Below are 23,464 nucleotides of genomic sequence, written 5' to 3' on the forward strand. Positions count from 1 at the left end.
TCGGCCGGTCGGCATATGGCCCCGTCACGCGGAGCGGCGTAGACTTGCAGGGTCGTGTGTCATCGAGGTTCTCATGACTGACACCCTGCCTGATATCCCGCCCGTGCTGATCGTCGGCGCGGGGCCGACCGGTCTTGCCGCGGCGATGAGCCTCGCGCGGGCCCGTGTGCCGGTGCGCATCATCGATCGGCTCGCTGCGCCTGCGCCGTTTTCGCGCGCGATCGGCATCCAGGCACGCACGCTCGAACTGCTGGAGCAGCATCGCGCGGTCGAACCGTTTCTCGCGCTCGGCCATCGCGCGCATGCGGCCACGCTGCATGCCGACGGCCGCGTGATCGCGCGGCTCGATTTCGATCCGCTGCAAACGCGTTATCCGTATCTGCTGTTTCTCGACCAGAGCGTCACCGAGCGCCTGCTCGCCGAGCACCTGGCCCAACTCGGCGTGACGATCGAGCGCGGCACGACGCTGACCGCGTGCGCCGGCGGCGGCACATCGCTCGACGTGTCGCTCCGTGGCGCCGACGGTCGCGACGAGTCGTTCGCGCCGTCGTACCTGATCGCCGCCGACGGCGCGCACAGCACGGTCAGGCATCTGCTCGGCCTGGGCTTTGCGGGGCAAGCGTTCGAACAGACCTTCCTGCTCGCCGATTTCGCGGCGATACCCGACTGGCCGGACGAAGAGATCCACCTGTTCACCACGCCCGAAGGTATTGCGGGCCTGTTTCCGATGGGAGGCGGCCGTTATCGGCTCGTGGCCGACCGGCCGCCCGGCAGCGACGCGTCGCCCGATGCGCTGGCTCCGTCGCTCGCGGAGTGCGACGCGATCGTGCGTGCCCGTGCCGGCGCGTCGATCTCGCCGAGCGATCTCGTGTGGTCGTCCTATTTTCATCTGCACAGCAGGATGGTCGATCGGCTGCGGCACGGCCGCGTGTTCTTCGCGGGTGACGCCGCACACGTCCACAGCCCGGCCGGCGCGCAGGGCATGAACACCGGCATTCAGGAAGCGTTCAATCTCGGCTGGAAGCTCGCGCGCGTACTCGGCGCGGGTACGTCCGAGCGGCTGCTCGACACGTATCACGCGGAGCGCCATCCGATCGAGCGCGACGTATTGCGGCAGACCAGTCTTGTCACGCAGATCGTCGAAGCCGATCGCGGCGCGATGAAGCTGCTGCGCGACCATGTCGTGCCGCTGCTGGCATCATTCGGGCCGATGCGCGACGCGGTGCGGCGCTCGGTCAGCGAGCTCGGCGTGCAGTACCGGAAGAGTCCGCTTACCTTGGAGCGCGTGCTCGACGGCGGCCCGCGTGCCGGCGAGCGGGCACCCGACGCGCTCGTGCACGTGATCGACGGCCCGCTCGGTCAGGCGCCCGGAACGGCGCGGTTATACGACCTGCACGATCCGGCGAGCTTCACGCTGCTGCTGCTCGAGGAGCCGGTGAGTGCCGATACCGGTGAGGCACCGCCGATGGCGGCCGATGCGCAGGCGCTCGTGCAGGGGCTCGAGCGGATCATGCCGGATGCGGTGCGCGCGTGGCGCGTCACCGATGCCGAAGGCGACGGTACGGCGGGGCTTGCGCAGGTGTACGGCCGCTCGCGGCCGTCGTTCTATTTGTTGCGACCCGACGGCTACGTCGCCGCGCGCGGGCGGACGGCGATCGACGCGAACGCGCTGTTGCACCACTGCGAAAACTGGTTCGCGGGCATGTCGCCGCCCGCGTAGCGGCGCGGTCAGGCGCTCGCCGCGACGGGCACGAGCGATGCGCGGTGCGCGGCGATCGCGTCGCGTACGATCGGCGCCGCGCGTTGTGCGGCTTCGTTCGACGGATCGTCGAGTGCGGCGAGAAACGCGCGGCGCATCCGCGGCTCCCAGAAGCGCCGGATATGTTCGGCGATGCCGGTCAGCGCTTCGTCGCGATCGGGCATCGATTCGAAGAATGCGCCGATCTGGTTGGCCATGTCGATCAGGTGTCCGTTGTCCATCGCATCCTCACTTGCCGGTCGTCACGGCGGCGGGCGCTGCCGCGCGGCGCTCGAGCAGGTCGACCTGTTCCGCGCTGAAGCGCGCGTATGCACGCTGCCAGTCGGACGGCTGGGCAACCGGCATCACCTGCACGGCCGTCACCTTGTATTCGGGGCAGTTCGTCGCCCAGTCGGAGCTGTCCGTCGTGATCACGTTCGCGCCCGATTCGGGGAAGTGGAACGTGGTGTACACGACGCCCGGCTGCATGCGTTCCGTCACGAGCGCGCGCAGCACCGTGTGCCCGGCACGCGACTCGATGCCGACCCAGTCGCCGGCGCGGATCCCGCGATCCTGCGCGTCGTGCGGATGGATCTCGAGGCGGTCCTCTTCGTGCCACCGGACGTTTTCGGTCCGGCGCGTCTGCGCGCCGACGTTGTATTGCGACAGGATGCGGCCCGTCGTCAGGATCAGCGGATAGCGCTGCGTGACCTTTTCCGGCGTCGGAATGAACTTGGTGATCACGAACCGGCCCTTGCCGCGCACGAACGCGTCCGTATGCATGGTCGGCGTGCCTTCCGGCGCGTGCTCGTTGCACGGCCACTGGATGCTGCCGAGTGCGTCGAGCTTTGCGTACGACACGCCCGAGAAGGTCGGCGTGAGCCGCGCGATCTCGTCCATGATTTCCGACGGATGCGTGTAGTGCATGTCGTAGCCGAGCGCCTGCGACAGCAGCAGCGTCACTTCCCAGTCCGCGTAGCCCGCGAGCGGCGGCATCACCTTGCGCACGCGCGAGATGCGGCGCTCCGCGTTCGTGAACGTGCCGTCCTTCTCGAGGAAGGTCGAGCCGGGCAGGAGCACGTGCGCATATTTCGCGGTTTCGTTCAGGAAGATGTCCTGCACGACGATGCATTCCATCGCCGACAGCGCGGCCGCGACGTGCTGCGTGTTCGGGTCCGACTGGACGATGTCCTCGCCCTGGCAGTAGAGCCCCTTGAAGCTGCCGTCGAGCGCCGCGTCGAACATGTTCGGGATGCGCAGCCCCGGTTCCGGCTGCAGCGTGGCCGACCACGCCTGTTCGAACTGCGTGCGCACGATCGTGTCGCTGATGTGCCGGTAACCGGGCAGTTCGTGCGGGAACGAGCCCATGTCGCACGAGCCCTGCACGTTGTTCTGGCCGCGCAGCGGATTGACGCCGACACCTTCGCGGCCGATGTTGCCGGTCGCCATCGCGAGGTTCGCGATGCCCATCACCGTCGTCGAACCTTGCGCGTGTTCGGTGACGCCCAGGCCGTAGTAGATCGCGGCATTGCCGCCCGTCGCATAGAGGCGCGCGGCGGCGCGTACCTGCTCGGCCGGCACGCCCGTCACGTCCGCGGTCGCCTCGGGCGAATTGTCGGCGTGCGATACGAAGTCGCGCCATTGCTCGAAGGCGCGCGCCTCGCAGCGCTCGGCGACGAATGCATCGGCGACGAGCCCTTCGGTGACGATCACGTGCGCCAGCGCGTTGACGATCGCGACGTTGGTGCCGGGGCGCAACTGCAGGTGGTGCGTGGCCTTGATGTGCGGGCCGTCGACGACGTCGATGCGACGCGGGTCGATCACGATCAGCTTCGCGCCTTCGCGTACGCGCCGCTTCATCCGCGAGCCGAACACCGGATGCCCGTCGGTCGGGTTCGCACCCATCACGACGATCACGTCGGCCTGGCCGACCGACGCGAACGTCTGCGTGCCGGCCGATTCGCCGAGCGTCGTCTTGAGGCCATAGCCGGTCGGCGAATGGCACACGCGTGCGCAGGTATCGACGTTGTTGTTGCCGAACGCGGCGCGCACCAGCTTCTGCACGAGGTAGGTTTCCTCGTTCGTGCAGCGCGACGACGTGATGCCGCCGATCGAGTCGCGGCCGTACTTCTGCTGCAGCTTGCGGAACTGCGTTGCCGCGTAGGTGAGTGCTTCCTCCCAGCTCACTTCGCGCCACGGGTCGGTGATCTTTTCGCGGATCATCGGCTTCGTGATGCGGTCCTTGTGCGTTGCGTAGCCCCATGCGAAACGTCCCTTCACGCACGCGTGCCCTTCGTTCGCGAGGCCGTTCTTGTGCGGTGTCATCCGCACGACCTGCGTGCCCTTCATCTCGGCCTTGAACGAGCAGCCGACACCGCAGTACGCGCAGGTCGTGACGACCGAGTGTTCGGCCTGCCCGAGCTGCACGACGGATTTTTCCTGCAGCGTGGCCGTCGGGCATGCGGCGACGCAAGCGCCGCACGACACGCATTCCGACGCCATGAACGATTCGCTTTCGCCCGCGGCGACGCGCGATTCGAAGCCGCGCGCGGCGATCGTCAGCGCGAACGTGCCCTGCGTTTCCTCGCAGGCGCGTACGCAGCGGTTGCAGACGATGCACTTCGACGGGTCGTACGTGAAGTACGGGTTCGATTCGTCCTTGCGGTCGTCCAGGTGATTCGCGCCGTCGAAGCCGTAGCGCACTTCGCGCAGCCCGACGACGCCCGCCATGTCCTGCAGCTCGCAGTCGCCGTTGGCGGGGCAGGTGAGGCAGTCGAGCGGATGGTCGGAGATGTACAACTCCATCACGTTACGGCGCAGCGACTGCAGCCGGTCCGACTGCGTGCGCACCTTCATGCCCGCTTCGGCAGGTGTCGTGCACGACGCCGGATAACCGCGCCGGCCTTCGATCTCGACGAGGCACAGCCGGCACGAGCCGAACGGCTCGAGCGAATCGGTCGCGCAGAGCTTCGGAACGTTGACGCCGGCTTCGATGGCCGCGCGCATCACCGACGTGCCGGCCGGCACCGTCACCGGCTGGCCGTCGATTTCGAGCGTGACGTCGGTGTCCGCATACCGTTGCGGCGTGCCGTAGTCGGTATCGTCGAACGGGTCGCGGGCGCGCGCCTGGGCGGCGCTCTTGCACGCGCATTGGCCTGAGCCGCAGCCGCCTTGGCGGACGTTGTTCGTGTCGAGTGACATGCAGGGCTCCTTCTGGGTCAGGCCGCAGCCTTGACCGGGCCCGACGCGGCATTCTTGCCGGCAGCGAGCCCGAAATCTTCGGGGAAATGGTCGAGCGCGGACAGCACCGGGTAGGGCGTCATGCCGCCCATCGCGCACAGCGAACCGGCCAGCATCGTGTCGCACAGGTCGCGCAGCAGCGTGACCTGCCGCTCCGACGTATCGCCGTGGCGGATGCGTGCGATCGTCTCGACGCCGCGCGTCGAGCCGATCCGGCACGGCGTGCACTTGCCGCACGATTCGATCGCACAGAATTTCATCGCGTATTCGGCAAGCTCGGCGAGGTTCGACGTGTCGTCGTGCAGCACGATGCCGCCGTGACCGACCACCGCGCCGATCGCCGTGTACGCTTCGTAGTCGAGCGGCACGTCCCACTGGTGATCGGGCAGGTAGGTGCCGAGCGGACCGCCGACCTGCGCGGCGCGCGCGGGCCGGCCGCTTGCGGTGCCGCCGCCGAAGTCGAACAGCAACTCGCGCAGCGTGACGCCGAACGCGAGCTCGACGAGGCCGCCGTGACGGATGTTGCCCGCGAGCTGGAACGGCAGCGTGCCGCGCGAGCGGCCCATCCCGTAGTCGCGATAGAACGCGGCGCCGCGCGCGAAGATCACCGGTGCCGTCGCGAGTGTGATCACGTTGTTGATGACGGTCGGCTGGCCGAACAGGCCGGCGAGCGCGGGCAGCGGCGGCTTCGCGCGCACGACGCCGCGCTTGCCCTCGAGCGATTCGAGCAGCGCCGTTTCCTCGCCGCACACGTACGAGCCCGCGCCTTTCGCGACGTGCAGCTCGAACGCGTGCGCGGAGCCGAGCACGTGTTCGCCGAGCCAGCCGGCTTCGCGCGCGCGGACGATCGCGGCTTCGAGCGTGGCGATCGCGTGCGGGTATTCGCTGCGCACGTAGATGTAGCCGACCGTCGCGCCTGTCGCGATGCCCGCGATGATCATCCCTTCGATCAGGCAGTACGGATCGCATTCCATCATCAGGCGATCGGAGAACGTGCCCGAGTCACCTTCGTCCGCGTTGCAGACGACGTACTTCTGCGCGGCGCGCGCGTGCCGCACCGTGCGCCACTTGATGCCGGCCGGGAATGCCGCACCGCCGCGGCCGCGCAGCCCCGATTCGATCAGCGTCTCGCACGCGGCATCGCCGTCGAGCGCGAGCGCGTTCTTCAGGCCGGCGAGGCCTTCGTGTTGCAGGTAGTCGTCGATCGACAGCGGATCGGTCAGGCCGATGCGCGCGAACGTGAGGCGCTGCTGGCGTGCGAGATAGGGCAGCGCGTCGACGAGGCCGACGCCGCTCGGATGCGCGCCGCCTTCGAGCCAGTTCGCGTCGAACAGGGACGGCACGTCGGCGGCCGACAGGTTCGCATAACCGACGCGGCCGGCGGCCGTGCCGACCTCGACGAGCGGCTCGAGCCACAGCAGCCCGCGCGAGCCGTTGCGGACCAGCTCGATGGCGACGCCGCGCCGTTCGGCTTCCGCGGCGATCGCGGCCGCGAGTGCGTCGGCGCCGAGTGCCAGCGCGGACGAATCGCGCGGAACGTAGATGCGGATCGTCATGCGGCCTCCGGCGTGTGGGCGACCGCATCGGCAAGCAGCGCGTCGAATTTTTCCGGCGTGACCTTGGCGTGAAGCACGCCGTTCACCGTCAGCGACGGCGACTGCGCACACAGTCCGAGGCAGTAGACCGATTCGAGCGCAACGGCGTCCGGCGCGTGTGTATCCGCGGCATCGCCGTGCGCCGCGTCGAACCGGCAGCCCGTGCGGGCTTCAGCATGCGCGGCCAGCGCTTCGCAGCCCATGCTGCGGCACGCCTCGGCGCGACACATCTGGATCGTGACGCGCGCAGGCGGCGCGGTGCGGAAGTGGTGGTAGTAAGTCAGTACGCCGTGCACTTCCGCGCGCGACAGATTGAGTGCCCTGGCGAGCGGCGCGACGCAGCCCGGCGGCACGTAGCCCGCGTCGTCCTGGATCGCGTGCAGGATCGCGACCAGCGACCGGCCGGCGCGCGCATGGCGCTCGACGAGCGCGTCGGGCGCATGGGGGTTCGGGGACATCGGTTATGCTCCTCCAAAGTCTCATATGCGCTCGGAATTCATATAGTGCGCATTGCGGCTTCGTTCTGATTGATTTCGACCAACGATAAGCGGAAGATTTCGCGGTCGCAATAGGAAATCGGAGTGCATAATTGATTCGAGTCGAATGCGACGCGTATCTGACCGTACGCGACACGAACGGTCGCACCGCCAGCCTGTCGGACGTCGCGCCATTGCTGGAGCTCGTGGCCGACACGGGCAGCATTGCGCAGGCCGCCCAGGCGAAAGGGCTGTCCTACCGGCACGCGTGGGGCATGTTGCGCGCGCTGGAAGCGTGCATTGGCGGGGAGTTGATCGAAACCGCGCGGGGCAAGGGGTCGACGCTGTCGGCGCTCGGCCAGGCCGTCGTCGATGCGCAGCGCCTCGCGCGCAGCCGGCTCGACGGGAACCTGCGGATGCTGGCGGCCGAAGTGGCCAGCGACCTGAGTCGGCGGCTCGCGCAGCGCGACGGCGCCGTCCGCATTCACGCGTCGCATGGCTATGCCGTCGCGACGCTCGTATCCGCGCTCGTCGATGCGCAGGCGGCCGTCGACATCAAGTATCGCGAGAGTGTCGAGGCCGTGCAGGCGCTTGCACGCGGCGAATGCGACCTGGCCGGCTTCCATCTGCCGCGCGGGGCGTTTCGCGCGCAGTGCGCGCAGATCTACCGGCCGTGGCTCGACGACACGCGTCACGTGCTGATTCACCTGACGCGCCGCCAGCAGGGGCTGTTCGTGCCGCGCGGCAACCCGAAGCAGGTCCGCGGGCTCGCGGATCTCGCGCGCAATGACATCCGTTTCGTCAACCGGCAACCCGGGTCAGGCACGCGCATGCTGCTGGATCTCGCGCTGCGCGCGATCGGCATCGATCCCGAGCGCATCGACGGTTACGCGTCGGCCGAACTCACGCATTCGGCGATCGCCGCATTCGTCGCGAGCGGGATGGCCGATCTCGGCTTCGGCGTCGAGCCGGCCGCCCATCATTTCGGGCTCGACTTCATCCCGGTTGTCGACGAGGACTATTACTTCGCGTGCGAACGCGCGCGGCTCGATGCGCGGCCGCTCGCCGGCGTGCTGGCACTGCTGCGCGACGCTCGCTTCGTCGAGCGCGTCGCGCATCTCGACGGCTACGATCCTGCCGCGTGCGGGACGCTGACGAGCATCGCGACGGGGCTGGCCGGCGACGACGGCACGAGCGCGCCGGACGGCAATTCCCGGTAACGGGGACGCGATCGGACCGCGCTGCAGCGGCGGGGGATTTGCGCTACGCTTGCCGCTTGATCAACGTTCCAACAAGCACGCCGTTCAGGCGTCATCCCGCCATGAAATTTTCCGTTCCCCTCGCCGCGGCAGCGTTGACCGCGGGGCTGCTGGTCATTGCTTCACCGTTTGCGCTCGCGCAGAATTCCCCGGGGGTGCCCGGCGGCATCCTGAACGACCAGTTTCGCCTGAACGAGCATCCGCAAATGCCGTTCGCGGCGTCGGCGCCGTCGCAGAAATACCAGGGCAGCAAGAAGTCGGCGTTGCGTCGCAAAGGTGACCTGGGCGACCCGAACGGCTGCAACCTGAAGTGCCCGATGGATAGCCAGTAACGCGCGGACAGGCGCGTCCGTACCGTGGTGATGCGGCCCGGGTTCGACACGAAGGGACGCAACCCACGCACCGGGTTGGCCACCTGAACTGCGACTGTACGAATCCCGTACGATTCCGATTCCGTTCGAGCCCCGCGAAGCGTTGCCGCTTCGCGGGGCTCGTGCTTTTCGGCGAGGCTCAATGCGACGCGATGCCGGACGCCGCCGGGTTTCGCGCATCGCCGGCCCGCCGGGAAATCTAGGGTTAACCCTAGAATCAGGAAGGATGTCTTCCAGAAACCTGCCTTATTCTTAAGCATCCGCCTACATAAACTTCGGGTTGTCAGCGATGAACAAGGTGTTCACCGCGAACACAGACAAATCTGGAGGTAGGTCATCATGAAGTCGCTCGTTCAAGCCGTTGTCGTTGCCGCCGCTCTCGTTGCTCCGGTCGTGTCGTTTGCGCAGTCGGGCTCGACGATCACCCGCGCGCAGGTCCGCGCCGAACTGGTCCAGCTCCAGCAGGCCGGATACAACTCCGCCCGCGGCGAAGATCCGCACTATCCGGAAGCGATCCAGGCTGCAACGGCGCGTGTTGCGGAGCAGCAGCGCAGTGCGCTGGCGCAAGCGCAAGGTGCCGATGCCAGCGGGTACGGTGCGCAGGCACAGGGCGCATCGGCATCGGGTTCGCGTGCAATGGGCGTGCGCCCGGCCACCGCTGAAGAAATGAAGTCGCTGTATCGCGGCAGCTAAGCCGCGTGTTGCCCGGTGTGCATGAGCGCCGGGGGCGAATGATGCGTCGCCCCTCAGGCTGCGGCACCCGGGTTGGCCGTTGCCCGGCGCGACCGATGATTGCGCGGGCGCGGCAGAGCATCCGTCACCTCCTGCCGTCGGAACATCGGCGGCATTCCGCCCGGCCCGCCTGTGGCTGGGCGCTTTTTCGGACGGCGAGGGGCGTGTGCGTTTTTGCCGGCAACAAAAAACCCCGCAGACTTGCGTCATGCGGGGTTCGTGCGACGAGCGCAGAATTTGGTGGAGGCGGCGGGAATCGAACCCGCGTCCAGAAGCGCTCTACGACTAGTTCTACATGTTTAGTTCAGTCATTTGATTTAACCGCAGCGACGCGGACGAACACGCTGCACTTCGGCGATTCGCTAGATTTTCGACCCTGGCGTCGCGACGCCGACAGGGCTTAACTGACGTAAATGACCTCTGGCGGTATTGCTACCGGTCTTGCGACACTAGCCCGTCAGTGAACTAGGCAGAGGACGGCGGCCCTTAGGCTGCCAGTGCGAACGTATCGTCGTTTGCAGTTACGATTTTCCCATTGATTAACGAGGTGACGGGTCCTCGACATGCCCTAGCCGCTTCACAACCCCTGTCGAAACCAGGTCGCCCCCGCGGATAAGATCAAACATTATAGCCCAACATCGCGCAGCAGATCGCGCAGTTCCTGCGTCGTGTCGACGAGATGCTGGGCCTGCCAGTCGGACGGTGCGGCGCCGTCGCCGCAATAGCCGTACGCAGCCGCGACCGTCGCCATGCCGGCAGCGCTGCCGGCCTGAATGTCGCGCAGGTCGTCGCCGACGTAGACGATGCGCGCGGGCGCGAGCGTCAGCTGGTCGGCCGCATGCAGCAGCGGGGCCGGGTGGGGCTTCGGGTGCGGCGTTGTGTCGCCCCCGACGACGCACGCGGCGCGCGGCGCGAGACCGAGCAGATCGACGAGCGGTGCCGTGAGTCGCATTGCCTTGTTCGTGACGATGCCCCAGCGCACGCCGCGCGCATCGAGCTCGTCGAGCACGTCGTCGATGCCGGGAAACAACGTCGTATGCACGCACAGATCCGTCGCGTAGTTGGTCAGGAACTCGTCACGCATCGCTTCGTAGCCGGGCGTTTGCGGATCGATGCCGAATGCGCCGCCGAGCAGGCCACGCGCGCCGGCCGAAGCCAGCGGCCGCAGCACGTCGAGCGACGTTTCGGGCAGGCCGCGGACGCGCTGCATCTTGTTGACGGCCGCCGCGAGATCGGGCGCCGTGTCGGCGAGCGTGCCGTCCAGGTCGAACAGCACGGCATCGCAGTGCAGCAGGCGCGGTTCGTCGAGTGCGGCTCGCGCGGTCGAAAGGGGAGTCGTCATGCAGGTCGGAGGGTCACGCGCCGCGGCGGCACGCGACGAGGTAGTTGATGTCGGTGTCGTTCGACAGAGCGAAGCGCTTGCCGATCGGGTGATACGTGATGCCCTTGATCTCCACGATGTGCAGATCCGTCGCACGCACGAAGCCGGCCAGTTCCGACGGGCGGATGAAGCGCGCGTAGTCGTGCGTGCCCTTCGGCAGCATTTGCGCGATGTACTCCGCGCCGATCACGGCGAACAGGTAGGACTTCAGGTTGCGGTTCAGCGTCGAGAAGAACACCCAGCCACCGGGCTTCACGAGCGTCGCGCACGCGGCGACGACATCGCCGGGCGACGGCACGTGCTCGAGCATCTCCATGCACGTGACGACATCGTAGGTGCCCGGTTCGCGGGCAGCGATCGCTTCGGCGGCGATGGCCTCGTAGTCGACCGAGATGCCGCTTTCGAGGCTGTGCAGGTCGGCCACGCCGAGCGCTTCGGTCGACAGGTCGATGCCTTTCACCTGTGCGCCGAGTCCGGCCATCGATTCGGACAGGATACCGCCGCCGCAGCCGATGTCGAGTGCGCGCTTGCCGGCCAGGTGCGCATGCGCGTCGATCCAGCCGAGCCGGACCGGGTTCAGGTCGTGCAGCGGCTTGAATTCGGCATTCGGATCCCACCACCGATGGGCGAGGTCGCTGAATTTCTGGAGTTCGTGGGGATCGGCGTTGGTCATGTCGGCAAACGGGCTACGGAAGGAGGGCGGTGCTTCGGTTCGTCAGCCCCGAGTATATAAGAAGCGGACGAGCGGCGAGGCGGCGAGCACCCGGACGGGCATCAACGAAAAAGCCCCGCCGGAGCGGGGCTTTGAAACGGTCGAAAACCGCGGCTTAGTTTGCCGGAACGGTCGTCGTCGTCGTTTGCTGCGTACCAACCACTTCGACTTCCACGCGGCGGTCCGGTGCGAGGCAGGCGATCAACTGCTTGCGGTTCTTCTGGTTGCAGCCAGTCGTAACCGGGTTGCGCTTGCCCTTGCCTTCCGTGTAGATCTTGTTGGCCGGCACACCCTTGCTGACCAGGTACGACTTCACGGCTTGTGCACGGCGCAGCGACAGACGGTCGTTGTACTTGTCCGAACCGATGCGGTCCGTGTAGCCCGTTGCGACGACCACTTCCGTGTTCATGCCTTCGATCTTCGAAGCCAGTTCGTCCAGCTTTTGCTTGCCCAGCGGCTTGAGCGTTGCCTTGTCGAAGTCGAACAGTGCGTCAGCTTGATACGTGATCTTCTGGCTCGTGATGGCCGGCGGAGCGACCGGAGCGACCGGCGGCTGCGGTGCCTGGGCGACCAGTGCGCCATCGCACTTCGCGTTGGCGGTGGCCGGCGTCCAGAATGCATCGCGCCAGCAGAGCTCGTTCGTGCCGTTCATCCACACCCATTCGCCCGTGCCGTTCACCCAGTTGTCATTGACGGCTTGACGCGACGCCGGCACCGACTGTGCCGAAGCGGATGCAGCCATAACTGCGGTAGCTGCAATGAACGCGAGCTTTGAAAGTTTATTCATATTTCTCCTCTCGAAATTGAGATTACCGCAGGTTTACTGCGAGCCTGTTGACGGTGACAAGTCATACATTGCTCGAAGTATAACATTGGTGCGGCACAAAAATGCGGCACCGCTCTGTGTAGACTTTAGACTTCGAGCAGCGTCTAACCCTCAGTGCGTTGGCATTTTGCCATATCGTTCCCTTCCTACGAAAAAAAATCCTCCCCACCCTAAGATCGCCTCAACGTTTGTGGTGCATGCGCAACACCGGCCTGCCGTAACTTTCAGGGATTGTCAAGAGTGTGTCCGAGAAATTGCGCGGATGAACGTATCTGTTTACTCGTGCGCGTGAAACAGGCATGACGAAATCGCCTGCGACGTCGAGTCGCAGGCGATTCCGGTCAGCTCGCCGCCGCCGCAATTTTCGCTATTTATATATAGAGGGGGAGGCGAATTGGCGGCTGATGGGCGCATGTTAGAATCTCGCGTTGCGTTGCGCATGCAGCGCCCACGCGAAAGGCGTTCGCCGTCTTCGCTCCGAAACGATACGGATACATGGATCAATTCGCCAAAGAGACCCTGCCCACCTCCCTAGAGGAGGAAATGCGCCGTTCGTATCTCGATTACGCGATGAGCGTGATCGTCGGACGTGCCCTTCCGGATGTCCGCGATGGCCTGAAGCCCGTGCACCGGCGTGTGTTGTTCGCGATGCACGAACTGAACAACGACTGGAACCGCGCGTACAAGAAATCGGCGCGTATCGTCGGTGACGTGATCGGTAAGTACCACCCTCACGGCGATACCGCGGTGTACGACACGATCGTGCGGATGGCGCAGGACTTCTCGCTGCGCTACATGCTGATCGACGGGCAAGGCAACTTCGGCTCGATCGACGGCGACAACGCCGCGGCGATGCGTTACACCGAAATTCGCATGGCGAAGATCGGTCACGAACTGCTCGCCGACATCGACAAGGAAACGGTCGATTTCGAGCCGAACTACGACGGCAACGAAACGCAGCCGTCGGTCCTGCCGTCGCGTATTCCGAACCTGCTGATCAACGGCTCGTCGGGCATCGCGGTCGGCATGGCGACCAACATCCCGCCGCACAACCTGAACGAAGTCGTCGACGCGTGTCAGCACCTGCTGGGCAACCCGGAAGCGACGATCGACGAGCTGATCGAGATCATCCCGGCGCCGGACTTCCCGACGGCCGGCATCATCTACGGCGTCGCCGGCGTGCGCGACGGCTACCGCACCGGGCGCGGCCGCGTCGTGATGCGCGCGGCCACGCACTTCGAGGAGATCGACCGCGGCCAGCGGATGGCGATCATCGTCGACGAGTTGCCGTACCAGGTGAACAAACGCTCGCTGCTCGAGCGGATCGCCGAACTCGTCAACGAGAAGAAGCTCGAAGGCATCTCCGACATCCGTGACGAGTCCGACAAGAGCGGCATGCGTGTCGTGATCGAACTCAAGCGCGGCGAAGTGCCGGAAGTGGTGCTGAACAACCTGTACAAGGCGACCCAGCTCCAGGACACGTTCGGCATGAACATGGTCGCGCTTGTCGACGGCCAGCCGAAGCTGCTGAACCTGAAGGAAATCCTGCAGTGCTTCCTGTCGCATCGACGCGAAGTGCTGACGCGCCGCACGATCTACGAACTGCGCAAGGCCCGCGAACGCGGCCACGTGCTCGAAGGTCTCGCGGTCGCGCTCGCGAACATCGACGAGTTCATCGCGATCATCAAGGCCGCGCCGACGCCGCCGATCGCGAAGCAGGAGTTGATGGCGAAGCCGTGGGATTCGTCGCTCGTGCGCGACATGCTGACGCGCGCCGAAGCCGAGAACGCATCGGCGGGCGGCCGCTCCGCGTATCGTCCGGAAGGCCTGAACCCCGCGTTCGGGATGCAGAACGACGGGCTGTACCGTCTGTCCGAGACGCAGGCCCAGGAAATCCTGCAGATGCGTCTGCAGCGCCTGACCGGTCTCGAGCAGGACAAGATCATCGGCGAATACCGCGAAGTGATGGCACAGATCGCCGACCTGCTGGACATCCTCGCGCGCCCCGAGCGGATCACGACGATGATCGGCGAGGAGCTGACCTCGGTGAAGGCCGAATTCGGCGATGCGCGCCGCTCGAAGATCGAGCTGAACGCGACCGAACTGAACACCGAGGATCTGATCACGCCGCAGGACATGGTCGTCACGATGTCGCATGCGGGCTACGTGAAGTCGCAGCCGCTGTCCGAGTACCGCGCGCAGAAGCGCGGCGGTCGCGGCAAGCAGGCGACGCAGATGAAGGAAGACGACTGGATCGAGACGCTGTTCATCGCGAACACGCACGACTACATCCTGTGCTTCTCGAACCGCGGCCGCGTGTACTGGGTCAAGGTCTATGAAGTGCCGCAGGGCTCGCGCAACTCGCGTGGCCGCCCGATCGTCAACATGTTCCCGCTGCAGGATGGCGAGAAGATCAACGTGGTGCTGCCGGTCAAGGAATTCTCGGCCGACAAGTTCATCTTCATGGCGACGTCGCTCGGCACCGTGAAGAAGACGCCGCTCGAGGCATTCAGCCGTCCGATGAAGAAGGGCATCATCGCGGTCGGTCTCGACGACGGCGACTTCCTGATCGGCGCGTCGATCACCGATGGCGCACACGACGTGATGCTGTTCTCCGACGCCGGCAAGGCCGTGCGCTTCGACGAGAACGACGTGCGTCCGATGGGGCGCGAGGCGCGCGGCGTGCGCGGCATGCAGCTCGAGGACGGGCAGCAGGTCATCGCGATGCTGGTTGCCGGCAGCGAGGAGCAGACCGTGCTCACCGCGACCGAGAACGGCTTCGGCAAGCGTACGCCGATCACCGAATACACGCGTCACGGCCGCGGCACGAAGGGTATGATCGCGATCCAGACGTCCGAGCGCAACGGCAAGGTCGTGGCTGCAACGCTCGTCGACGCCGAGGATCAGATCATGCTGATCACGACGGCCGGCGTGTTGATTCGCACCCGCGTATCCGAGATCCGCGAGATGGGGCGTGCCACGCAAGGTGTTACACTCATCAGTCTCGATGAGGGTACCAAGCTCTCTGGCCTGCAGCAGATCGCGGAGGCCGAAGAGGGCGATGGCGAGGCCGACGAGGCGTCGGACGGCGAAGCCTGAAGAACGGATGAGACTCTGGCCGCCGCGGGCGCAAAGCGCCGCGGCCGGCGAGCAACCATTCATATTTCCAAAAGGGAGTGATGATGCAAAAGCAATTCAAGCAACTGGTTCTGCTGGCTGCACTGGTGCCGACGTTCGCGATGGCGCAAGCGCTGTCGAATTCCGCACCGGCGCCCGCCGCGGCAGCTGCGCCGATCGACGCCGACAAGAAGGCTGCGATCAAGGATCTGCTCGACGCGATCGACGCGCCGAAGCTCGTGTCGGCAATCGGCAACAGCGCCGAAATGCAGGCCAAGCAACTCGTGCCGGCGATCCTGTCGGACGCGCTGTCGGAAAACAAGACGATGAACGACAAGCAGAAGCAAGCTGCCGTTCCGACGCTGCAGAAGAATGCAGTGCCGAAGCTGGTTGACGGCGCAGGCAAGGTGTTCGGTACGCAGCAATTCCAGAACGACGCGATGTCGGCTCAGTACGACGCATACGCGAAGTACTACAGCACGTCGGAGATCAAGGATCTGACGACGTTCTACAAGAGCCCGACGGGCCGCAAGTTCATCCAGGTTCAGGATCAAGTCGGTCGCGACGTGGTCAACGGCCTGATGCAGAAGTACATGCCGCAAGCGATCCAGGCGACGCGCACGCAGGCTGACAAGGAAGTTGCAGCAGTCAAGCCGGGCAAGTAAGCCGTCCGGGCACGCACCCGGCCATTCGGCCGGGTTTGGCGGGAGCCTGACGACAGTGCGATAATGGCCGTTTGCGCGCGAGCGCAAGCGGCCATTTCCATTCTGGCGCGGTTCTGCCGGCGGCAAGCCGGTCGCGTCCCTCCCGAGGTTTTCACGATGCGCGTCTTTAATTTCTCCGCCGGCCCCGCGGCGATGCCCGAGGAAGTGTTGCGGCAGGCCGCCGACGAAATGCTCGATTGGCATGGTAGCGGCATGAGCGTGATGGAGATGAGCCATCGCGGCAAGGAGTTCATGTCGATCCACGAGGCCGCGCTGACCGATCTGCGCGACCTGCTCGGCGTGCCGGCAAGCCACCGGATCCTGTTCCTGCAGGGCGGCGGTATCGCGGAAAACGCGATCGTGCCGATGAACCTGCTCGGGTCGCGCAAGACCGCCGACTTCGTCGTGACGGGATCGTGGTCGCAGAAATCGTTCGGCGAGGCGAAGAAGTACGGTACACCGCATCTCGCCGCGACCGGCAAGACGGAAGACGGCTTCACGCGTGCGCCCGCGCGCGCCGAATGGCAGCTGTCGGACGATCCGGCCTACGTGCATCTGTGCACCAACGAGACGATCGACGGCGTCGAGACGTTCGAGATCCCCGATCTCGGCGACGTTCCGCTGGTCGCGGACGTCTCGTCGCACATCCTGTCGCGCCCGATGGACGTCGCGAAATACGGCGTGCTGTTCGGCGGCGCGCAGAAGAACATCGGGATGGCCGGCGTGACGGTCGTGATCGTGCGCGAGGATCTTCTCGATCGCGCGCAGTCGATCTGCCCGTCTGCGTTCGAATGGAAGACCATCGCCGCGAACAACTCGCTGTACAACACGCCGCCCACCTACGCGATCTACATCGCGGGCCTCGTGTTCCAGTGGCTGAAGCGGCAGGGCGGCCTCGAAGCGATCGAGGCCCGCAATATCGAGAAGGCGAAGCTGCTCTACGACACGATCGATGCGAGCGGCTTCTATCTGAACAAGGTCGAGCCGGCAGCACGTTCACGGATGAACGTGCCGTTTTTCCTGGCCGACGAAACGCGCAATGAAGACTTCCTTGCCGGCGCAAAGGCGCGCGGGCTGCTGCAGCTGAAGGGCCACAAGTCCGTCGGTGGCATGCGGGCGTCGATCTACAACGCGGTGCCGCTCGAGGGCGTGAAAGCGCTCGTCGAGTACATGAAGGACTTCGAGCAGCGCGGCGCCTGACGGCGACGCTGCTCAAACAGCACGGCAAAACGCATGGACGACGAACTGAATTCCCGCCTGAAACCGCTGCGCGATCGCATCGACGCGATCGACGCGCAGCTGATCGCGCTCCTGAACCAGCGCGCCGCGGTGGCGCTGGAGGTGGGCGAGGTCAAGAAGCATTTCAACGCGCCGGTGTTCCGGCCGGAGCGCGAGCTGCAGGTGATCGCGCGGCTGCAGGACATGAGCGCGGGGCCGCTCGCGAGCGAGCACATCAGCGCGATCTGGCGCGAGATCATGGCCGCGAGCCGCGCGCTCGAGCAGACGATCCACGTCGCGTTCCTCGGGCCGGTCGGCACGTACAGCGAACAGGCGATGCTCGAGTATTTCGGCCAGTCGATCGAAGGGCTGCCGTGCCCGTCGATCGACGAGGTGTTCCGCTCGGTCGAGGCCGGCGCATCCGCGTTCGGCATCGCACCGGTCGAGAATTCGACCGAAGGGGCCGTGTCGCGCACGCTCGACCTGCTGCTGCAGACGCAACTGCTGATCAGCGGCGAACTCGCGCTGCCCATCCATCACAACCTGCTCACGCAAAGCGGCACGCTCGACGGCGTGAAGCGCGTCTGCGCGCATGCGCAGGCACTTGCGCAATGCCAGCAGTGGCTCGCGGCGAATGCGCCGCAGCTCGAGCGGCAGGCCGTGGCGAGCAACGCGGAGGCTGCGCGTCTCGCGGCGGCCGATCCGAGCGTCGCGGCGATCGCGGGCGACCGCGCGGCCGCGCACTACGGCTTGCAGATCGCGTTCTCGCTCATCCAGGACGATCCGCACAACCGCACGCGTTTCGTGATCATCGGCAAGCAGCCGGCCGGGCCAAGCGGTCACGACCAGACGTCGCTGATCGTCTCCGTGAAGAACGAGCCGGGCGCCGTATTCAAGCTGCTCGAACCGCTTGCGCGGCACGGCGTGTCGATGACGCGCTTCGAGTCGCGTCCGGCGCGCGTCGGCACGTGGGAGTACTACTTCTACATCGACATCGAAGGGCACCGGGACGATGCGGCGGTCGCGGCCGCGCTCGCGGAGCTCGGCCAGAAGGCCGCGTTCCTGAAGATACTCGGCTCGTATCCGAGCGCACGCTGATGCGTGACGGCCCGTCGCCTGCATGCGCAGGCGTCGCGGTCGGGCGGGCAGGGCAGGCCGGTCGGCGCTGCCGAAGGCGGGTTCGGGCAGCACCCGGTGCAGGTTGCGCCGGGCGCGGGCCCGTTGCCCGGAATCTGGAATTCCGTGTGCGGGGCGTCGTTCCGCGCGCGTAACTTGGCTCTTGTCGTGTCAGGCTTTGCATTCAACAAACTGGTCATTTTCGGCGTCGGCCTGATCGGCGGATCGCTGGCTCGCGCGCTGCGCGAGCGCGCGCCGGGTGGCGCGGGCGAGATCGTCGGCGTGGGCCGCTCACGCGCATCGGTCGAGCGCGCGCTGTCGCTCGGCGTGATCGATCGCGCGGCGGCGCTCGACGACGACGCGCAGTTGCGCGACGCGCTTGCCGGCGCCGATCTCGTGCTGCTGGCCGCGCCTGTCGCGCAGACGGGGCCGCTGCTCGCGCGCATCGCGCCGTGGCTCGCCGATGCGACGATCGTCACCGATGCGGGCAGCACCAAGTCCGATGTCGTGGCGGCCGCGCGCGAAGCGCTCGGCGCGCGGATTGCGCAGTTCGTGCCGGGGCACCCGATCGCCGGTCGCGAGTCGAGCGGCGTCGAAGCCGCGTTGCCCGACCTGTACGTCGGCCGCAACGTCGTGTTGTGCCCGCTGCCGGAGAACGCGCCCGAATCGGTCGCGCGAATCGACGCGATGTGGCGCGCGACCGGCGCTGACGTGCGCACGATGAGCACCGAGCAGCACGATCGCGTGTTTGCGTCGATCAGCCATCTGCCGCACGTGCTGTCGTTTGCGCTCGTCGAGCAGATCCTCGGCGAGGCGGACGCGGAACTGAAATTCTCGTACGCGGCGGGCGGCTTCCGCGATTTCACGCGCATTGCCGCGTCGAGCCCGGAGATGTGGCGCGACGTGTGCGTCGCGAACCGCGCGGCGCTGCTCGACGAACTCGACGGCTACACGCGCGTGCTCACGCGGCTGCGCGCGGCGATCGACGCCGGCGACGGCGCGGCGCTCGAAGCCGTGTTCACGCGCTCGCGCGCCGCGCGCAAGGCATGGCAGGAGCGCGGCGGCAAGCCCGCTGCCGAACCGGACAAGAAATAACAGGACGATTCCCATGGACTATCTCGATCTCGGCCCGTACTCCAGCGCATCGGGCACCGTGCGCCTGCCCGGCTCGAAGAGCATTTCGAACCGTGTGCTGCTGCTCGCGGCGCTTGCCGAAGGCGAAACGACGATCACGAATCTGCTCGACTCCGACGACACGCGCGTGATGCTCGATGCACTCGGCAAGCTCGGCGTGAAGCTCGCGCGCGACGGCGACACCTGCGTCGTCACGGGCACGCGCGGCGCGTTCACCGCGAAGACGGCCGACCTGTTCCTCGGCAACGCGGGCACGGCCGTGCGGCCGCTGACCGCCGCGCTCGCGGTGAACGGCGGCGACTATCGCGTGCACGGCGTGCCGCGCATGCACGAGCGGCCGATCGGCGATCTCGTCGACGGCCTGCGGCAGATCGGCGCGCAGATCGACTACGAGCTGAACGACGGTTTCCCGCCGCTGCTGATCAAGCCTGCGACGATCTCGGTCGACGCGCCGATCCGCGTGCGCGGCGACGTGTCGAGCCAGTTCCTCACCGCGCTGCTGATGACGCTGCCGCTCGTGAAGGCGAAGGACGGCAAGACCGTCGTCGAGGTCGACGGCGAACTGATCTCGAAGCCGTACATCGACATCACGATCCGGCTGATGGAGCGCTTCGGCGTGACCGTCGAGCGCGACGGCTGGCAGCGCTTCGTCGTGCCGGCCGGCGTCCGCTACCGCTCGCCGGGGCGGATCATGGTCGAGGGCGACGCGTCGTCGGCCTCGTACTTCCTCGCGGCCGGCGCGCTTGGCGGCGGCCCGCTGCGCGTCGAGGGCGTGGGGCGCGCGAGCATCCAGGGCGACGTCGGTTTCGCGAATGCGCTGATGCAGATGGGCGCGAACGTGACGATGGGCGACGACTGGATCGACGTGCGCGGCATCGGCCACGACCACGGCAAGCTCGAGCCGATCGACATGGATTTCAACCTGATCCCCGATGCGGCGATGACCATCGCGGTCGCGGCGCTGTTCGCGAACGGGACGAGCACGCTGCGCAACATCGCGAGCTGGCGCGTGAAGGAGACCGACCGCATCGCCGCGATGGCGACCGAACTGCGCAAGGTCGGCGCGATCGTCGAGGAAGGCCCCGACTATCTCGTCGTCACGCCGCCGGAACAGCTCACGCCGAACGCGGCGATCGACACGTACGACGATCACCGGATGGCGATGTGCTTCTCGCTCGTCAGCCTGGGCGGCGTGCCCGTGCGGATCAACGATCCGAAGTGCGTCGGCAAGACGTTCCCCGACTATTTCGACCGCTTCGCCGCGCTCGCCAAAGCCTGACCCGACTGTTCCGATGAAATCGACCCGACCCTTTCACCCGACTCCCGTCATCACGATCGACGGCCCGACCGCTTCCGGCAAGGGCACGGTCGCGGCGCTCGTCGCCGCGCACCTCGGCTTCCACCTGCTCGACAGCGGTGCGCTGTACCGCCTCGCGGCGCTCGCCAGCGTGCGCTACGGCATCGCGGCGGAGGACATCGACGCGCTCGTGAAGCTGATCGACGATCTCCACATCACGTTCCGCGAAGGCTGCGCGCAGCTCGACGGCGTCGATGTGTCGAACGACATCCGCGCCGAGGCGGTCGGCAACCGCGCATCGGCCATTGCCGTGCACGGGCCGGTGCGTACCGCGCTGGTCGCGCGCCAGCGCGCGTTCCGCAAGACGCCGGGCCTCGTTGCCGACGGGCGCGACATGGGGACGGTGATCTTCCCGGACGCCGTGCTGAAGGTGTTCCTGACGGCCAGCGCCGAGGCCCGCGCGACCAGGCGGCATAAGCAATTGATGCAAAAAGGTTTTTCTGCTAATATAGATGACTTGCTCCGGGATCTTCGTGAACGTGATGCGCGCGACAGCAATCGCGCGGCCGCGCCGCTGAAGCCTGCAGCAGATGCCAGGTTGCTCGATACGTCGGCACTTTCGGTTGATGAAGCAGTCGACCAGGTGCTGCAGTGGTACCGGGCGCTCGGCCAGCCCGCCTGAAACGGCGGGCAGCGGTAGGTGCTCCGCGCCGTAAGCGCGGAGCGTGTTTCGAACCCTTAACCCCGTGTGGACCTCGATCTGGCCCTTTCAGCCTGCCATTCCGGCCGGCGTGGCACAGCGATCCATGCACTATCAGATTTTTATGTCCGACCTGCAAACCTCCACCCCGAATACCGAATCCTTTGCGGCTCTGTTCGAAGAGTCGCTGACCCGCCAAGACATGCGCGCCGGCGAAGTGATTTCCGCCGAAGTCGTGCGCGTCGACCACAACTTCGTGGTCGTCAATGCAGGCCTCAAGTCCGAGGCTTACATTCCGATCGAGGAATTCCTGAACGATCAGGGCGAGGTTGAGGTGCAGTCGGGCGATTTCGTGTCCGTCGCGATCGACGCACTCGAAAACGGCTACGGCGACACGATCCTGTCGCGCGACAAGGCGAAGCGCCTTGCATCGTGGCTGTCGCTGGAAAAGGCTCTCGACAACAACGAACTCGTCACCGGCACGATCACCGGCAAGGTGAAGGGCGGCATGACCGTGATGGTCAACGGCATCCGCGCGTTCCTGCCGGGTTCGCTGGTCGACACGCGTCCGGTCAAGGACACGACCCCGTACGAAGGCAAGACGCTCGAGTTCCGCGTGATCAAGCTCGATCGCAAGCGTAACAACGTCGTGCTGTCGCGTCGTGCAGTGATCGAAGCAACCCAAGGCGAAGAGCGCGCGAAGCTGCTCGAGACGCTGAAGGAAGGCGCGATCGTCAACGGCGTGGTCAAGAACATCACCGACTACGGCGCATTCGTCGACCTCGGCGGCATCGACGGCCTGCTGCACATCACCGACATCGCATGGCGTCGTGTGCGTCACCCGAGCGAAGTCCTGTCGGTTGGCCAGGAAGTCACCGCGAAGATCCTCAAGTTCGACCAAGAGAAGAACCGCGTCTCGCTGGGCATCAAGCAACTGGGCGACGATCCGTGGGAAGGCATCTCGCGCCGTTACCCGTCGGGCACGCGCCTGTTCGGCAAGGTCACGAACATCACCGACTACGGCGCATTCGTCGAAGTGGAATCGGGCATCGAAGGCCTCGTCCACGTGTCGGAAATGGACTGGACCAACAAGAACGTTGCGCCGTCGAAGGTTGTCCAGCTGGGCGACGAAGTCGAAGTCATGGTCCTCGAGATCGACGAAGACCGTCGTCGTATCAGCCTCGGCATGAAGCAGTGCAAGCCGAATCCGTGGGATGACTTCAGCCGCAACTTCAAGAAGGGCGACAAGATCACGGGCGCAATCAAGTCGATCACCGACTTCGGCGTGTTCATCGGTCTGCCGGGCGGCATCGACGGCCTGGTCCACCTGTCGGACCTGTCGTGGAGCGAAACCGGCGAAGAAGCCGTTCGCAAGTACAAGAAGGGCGACGAAGTCGAAGCCATCGTGCTCGGTATCGACGTCGAGAAGGAGCGTATTTCGCTCGGCATCAAGCAGCTCGAAGGCGACCCGTTCAGCAACTACGTTGCAATGAACGACAAGGGCTCGATCGTCGACGGCGTCGTGAAGACGGTCGATGCGAAGGGTGCGGTCGTGACGCTGACGGGCGACGTCGAAGGCTACCTGCGTGCGTCGGAAATCGCGCAGGATCGTGTCGAAGACGCACGCAACGTGCTGAAGGAAGGCGACAAGGTCAACGCGATGGTGATCAACATCGATCGCAAGTCGCGTGGCATCAACCTGTCGATCAAGGCGAAGGATTCGGCTGAGCAACAGGAAGCGATCCGCGGCCTGCAAGCCGACACCAGCTCGGCTGCGACCGGTACGACCAACCTCGGCGCGCTGCTGAAGGCGAAGCTCGACGGCCAGAACCAGTAAGCCTCACGAGG

General features: G+C 66.0%; 19 protein-coding genes and 1 other RNA gene. 12 read left to right on the forward strand and 8 right to left on the reverse strand.

Features of this window, described 5'->3' with window-relative positions:
- Window positions 1-73: 73 nt before the first annotated feature.
- Window positions 74-1,720 (forward strand): FAD-dependent monooxygenase, encoded by a 1,647-nt coding sequence (locus tag ACN22W_RS05200; protein ID WP_419686600.1) that lies wholly within the window; start codon window positions 74-76, stop codon window positions 1,718-1,720.
- Between the two features lie 8 nt (window positions 1,721-1,728).
- Here ACN22W_RS05200 and ACN22W_RS05205 read toward each other — a convergent pair whose 3' ends face one another.
- The 4 genes from ACN22W_RS05205 to ACN22W_RS05220 are packed head-to-tail and all read right to left on the reverse strand — an operon-like array spanning window position 1,729 to window position 7,031.
- Window positions 1,729-1,980: a formate dehydrogenase subunit delta gene (locus tag ACN22W_RS05205; protein ID WP_048249644.1), complete on the reverse strand. Its 252-nt coding sequence runs from the start codon at window positions 1,978-1,980 to the stop codon at window positions 1,729-1,731.
- Window positions 1,981-1,987: 7 nt separating this feature from the next.
- Window positions 1,988-4,939: a formate dehydrogenase subunit alpha gene (gene fdhF, locus ACN22W_RS05210; protein WP_419686602.1), complete on the reverse strand. Its 2,952-nt coding sequence runs from the start codon at window positions 4,937-4,939 to the stop codon at window positions 1,988-1,990.
- A 17-nt stretch (window positions 4,940-4,956) separates the two neighbouring features.
- Entirely contained in the window at window positions 4,957-6,534 is a 1,578-nt protein-coding gene (locus tag ACN22W_RS05215; RefSeq protein WP_419686604.1) for a formate dehydrogenase beta subunit, read from the reverse strand.
- Window positions 6,531-7,031, reverse strand: a complete 501-nt coding sequence (locus ACN22W_RS05220; protein WP_419686605.1) for an NAD(P)H-dependent oxidoreductase subunit E — start codon at window positions 7,029-7,031, stop codon at window positions 6,531-6,533. The genes ACN22W_RS05215 and ACN22W_RS05220 overlap by 4 nt, the downstream gene beginning before the upstream one ends.
- Window positions 7,032-7,162: 131 nt before the next feature.
- Between ACN22W_RS05220 and ACN22W_RS05225 the strand changes: the two genes are divergently transcribed.
- The 3 genes from ACN22W_RS05225 to ACN22W_RS05235 all read left to right on the forward strand — a co-directional run bounded on the left by ACN22W_RS05225 (window position 7,163) and on the right by ACN22W_RS05235 (window position 9,372).
- Complete coding sequence (locus ACN22W_RS05225; protein ID WP_419686607.1) at window positions 7,163-8,269, forward strand: substrate-binding domain-containing protein; 1,107 nt, start codon at window positions 7,163-7,165, stop codon at window positions 8,267-8,269.
- A 101-nt stretch (window positions 8,270-8,370) separates the two neighbouring features.
- On the forward strand, window positions 8,371-8,640 hold the full coding sequence (locus tag ACN22W_RS05230) for a hypothetical protein (protein ID WP_193099450.1): 270 nt from the start codon (window positions 8,371-8,373) through the stop codon (window positions 8,638-8,640).
- 378 nt (window positions 8,641-9,018) lie between these two features.
- Window positions 9,019-9,372 (forward strand): DUF4148 domain-containing protein, encoded by a 354-nt coding sequence (locus ACN22W_RS05235; RefSeq protein WP_011351324.1) that lies wholly within the window; start codon window positions 9,019-9,021, stop codon window positions 9,370-9,372.
- A gap of 277 nt (window positions 9,373-9,649) precedes the next feature.
- Here ACN22W_RS05235 and ssrA read toward each other — a convergent pair.
- From ssrA to ompA, 4 genes are all read right to left on the reverse strand, one after another.
- Window positions 9,650-10,019: a transfer-messenger RNA gene (gene ssrA, locus ACN22W_RS05240) on the reverse strand.
- Between the two features lie 17 nt (window positions 10,020-10,036).
- Window positions 10,037-10,753 (reverse strand): phosphoglycolate phosphatase, encoded by a 717-nt coding sequence (gph, locus tag ACN22W_RS05245; RefSeq protein WP_193097872.1) that lies wholly within the window; start codon window positions 10,751-10,753, stop codon window positions 10,037-10,039.
- Between the two features lie 13 nt (window positions 10,754-10,766).
- Entirely contained in the window at window positions 10,767-11,465 is a 699-nt protein-coding gene (ubiG, locus tag ACN22W_RS05250) for a bifunctional 2-polyprenyl-6-hydroxyphenol methylase/3-demethylubiquinol 3-O-methyltransferase UbiG (protein WP_006486844.1), read from the reverse strand.
- A gap of 154 nt (window positions 11,466-11,619) precedes the next feature.
- Complete coding sequence (gene ompA, locus ACN22W_RS05255) at window positions 11,620-12,291, reverse strand: outer membrane protein OmpA (RefSeq protein ID WP_412022258.1); 672 nt, start codon at window positions 12,289-12,291, stop codon at window positions 11,620-11,622.
- A gap of 534 nt (window positions 12,292-12,825) precedes the next feature.
- On the opposite strand from ompA, the gene gyrA reads away from it, so the two are divergent.
- The 8 genes from gyrA (at window position 12,826) to rpsA (ending at window position 23,453) form a co-directional block, all read left to right on the forward strand.
- A complete protein-coding gene (gene gyrA, locus ACN22W_RS05260) occupies window positions 12,826-15,429 on the forward strand; it encodes a DNA gyrase subunit A (RefSeq protein WP_129514003.1) in 2,604 nt (867 codons plus the stop codon).
- Window positions 15,430-15,512: 83 nt separating this feature from the next.
- Entirely contained in the window at window positions 15,513-16,112 is a 600-nt protein-coding gene (locus tag ACN22W_RS05265) for a DUF2059 domain-containing protein (protein ID WP_048249730.1), read from the forward strand.
- A gap of 156 nt (window positions 16,113-16,268) precedes the next feature.
- Window positions 16,269-17,351 carry a 3-phosphoserine/phosphohydroxythreonine transaminase gene (gene serC / locus ACN22W_RS05270; protein WP_048249631.1) on the forward strand — a complete coding sequence of 361 codons (1,083 nt, stop codon included), beginning with the start codon at window positions 16,269-16,271 and terminating at the stop codon, window positions 17,349-17,351.
- 33 nt (window positions 17,352-17,384) lie between these two features.
- Entirely contained in the window at window positions 17,385-18,467 is a 1,083-nt protein-coding gene (gene pheA / locus ACN22W_RS05275; protein ID WP_193097874.1) for a prephenate dehydratase, read from the forward strand.
- Between the two features lie 186 nt (window positions 18,468-18,653).
- Window positions 18,654-19,580: a prephenate dehydrogenase gene (locus ACN22W_RS05280; RefSeq protein ID WP_193097875.1), complete on the forward strand. Its 927-nt coding sequence runs from the start codon at window positions 18,654-18,656 to the stop codon at window positions 19,578-19,580.
- A 13-nt stretch (window positions 19,581-19,593) separates the two neighbouring features.
- On the forward strand, window positions 19,594-20,898 hold the full coding sequence (gene aroA / locus ACN22W_RS05285) for a 3-phosphoshikimate 1-carboxyvinyltransferase (RefSeq protein WP_419686609.1): 1,305 nt from the start codon (window positions 19,594-19,596) through the stop codon (window positions 20,896-20,898).
- A 13-nt stretch (window positions 20,899-20,911) separates the two neighbouring features.
- Window positions 20,912-21,598: a (d)CMP kinase gene (gene cmk / locus ACN22W_RS05290; RefSeq protein WP_048249628.1), complete on the forward strand. Its 687-nt coding sequence runs from the start codon at window positions 20,912-20,914 to the stop codon at window positions 21,596-21,598.
- 142 nt (window positions 21,599-21,740) lie between these two features.
- Window positions 21,741-23,453, forward strand: a complete 1,713-nt coding sequence (gene rpsA, locus ACN22W_RS05295) for a 30S ribosomal protein S1 (protein WP_048249727.1) — start codon at window positions 21,741-21,743, stop codon at window positions 23,451-23,453.
- Window positions 23,454-23,464: the final 11 nt, after the last annotated feature.

Origin of the sequence: Burkholderia theae, assembly GCF_048565265.1 — a bacterium.
GTDB lineage: Bacteria > Pseudomonadota > Gammaproteobacteria > Burkholderiales > Burkholderiaceae > Burkholderia > Burkholderia theae.

Excerpts from the sequence above, each read along its gene's own strand:
- ACN22W_RS05200 (WP_419686600.1), top strand. The coding sequence starts at position 74 with ATGACTGACACCCTGCCTGATATCCCGCCCGTGCTGATCGTCGGCGCG.
- ACN22W_RS05205 (WP_048249644.1), bottom strand. The coding sequence starts at position 1,980 with ATGGACAACGGACACCTGATCGACATGGCCAACCAGATCGGCGCATTC.
- fdhF (WP_419686602.1), bottom strand. The coding sequence starts at position 4,939 with ATGTCACTCGACACGAACAACGTCCGCCAAGGCGGCTGCGGCTCAGGC.
- ACN22W_RS05215 (WP_419686604.1), bottom strand. The coding sequence starts at position 6,534 with ATGACGATCCGCATCTACGTTCCGCGCGATTCGTCCGCGCTGGCACTC.
- ACN22W_RS05220 (WP_419686605.1), bottom strand. The coding sequence starts at position 7,031 with ATGTCCCCGAACCCCCATGCGCCCGACGCGCTCGTCGAGCGCCATGCG.
- ACN22W_RS05230 (WP_193099450.1), top strand. The coding sequence starts at position 8,371 with ATGAAATTTTCCGTTCCCCTCGCCGCGGCAGCGTTGACCGCGGGGCTG.
- ACN22W_RS05235 (WP_011351324.1), top strand. The coding sequence starts at position 9,019 with ATGAAGTCGCTCGTTCAAGCCGTTGTCGTTGCCGCCGCTCTCGTTGCT.
- gph (WP_193097872.1), bottom strand. The coding sequence starts at position 10,753 with ATGACGACTCCCCTTTCGACCGCGCGAGCCGCACTCGACGAACCGCGC.
- ubiG (WP_006486844.1), bottom strand. The coding sequence starts at position 11,465 with ATGACCAACGCCGATCCCCACGAACTCCAGAAATTCAGCGACCTCGCC.
- ompA (WP_412022258.1), bottom strand. The coding sequence starts at position 12,291 with ATGAATAAACTTTCAAAGCTCGCGTTCATTGCAGCTACCGCAGTTATG.
- gyrA (WP_129514003.1), top strand. The coding sequence starts at position 12,826 with ATGGATCAATTCGCCAAAGAGACCCTGCCCACCTCCCTAGAGGAGGAA.
- ACN22W_RS05265 (WP_048249730.1), top strand. The coding sequence starts at position 15,513 with ATGCAAAAGCAATTCAAGCAACTGGTTCTGCTGGCTGCACTGGTGCCG.
- serC (WP_048249631.1), top strand. The coding sequence starts at position 16,269 with ATGCGCGTCTTTAATTTCTCCGCCGGCCCCGCGGCGATGCCCGAGGAA.
- pheA (WP_193097874.1), top strand. The coding sequence starts at position 17,385 with ATGGACGACGAACTGAATTCCCGCCTGAAACCGCTGCGCGATCGCATC.
- aroA (WP_419686609.1), top strand. The coding sequence starts at position 19,594 with ATGGACTATCTCGATCTCGGCCCGTACTCCAGCGCATCGGGCACCGTG.
- cmk (WP_048249628.1), top strand. The coding sequence starts at position 20,912 with ATGAAATCGACCCGACCCTTTCACCCGACTCCCGTCATCACGATCGAC.
- rpsA (WP_048249727.1), top strand. The coding sequence starts at position 21,741 with ATGTCCGACCTGCAAACCTCCACCCCGAATACCGAATCCTTTGCGGCT.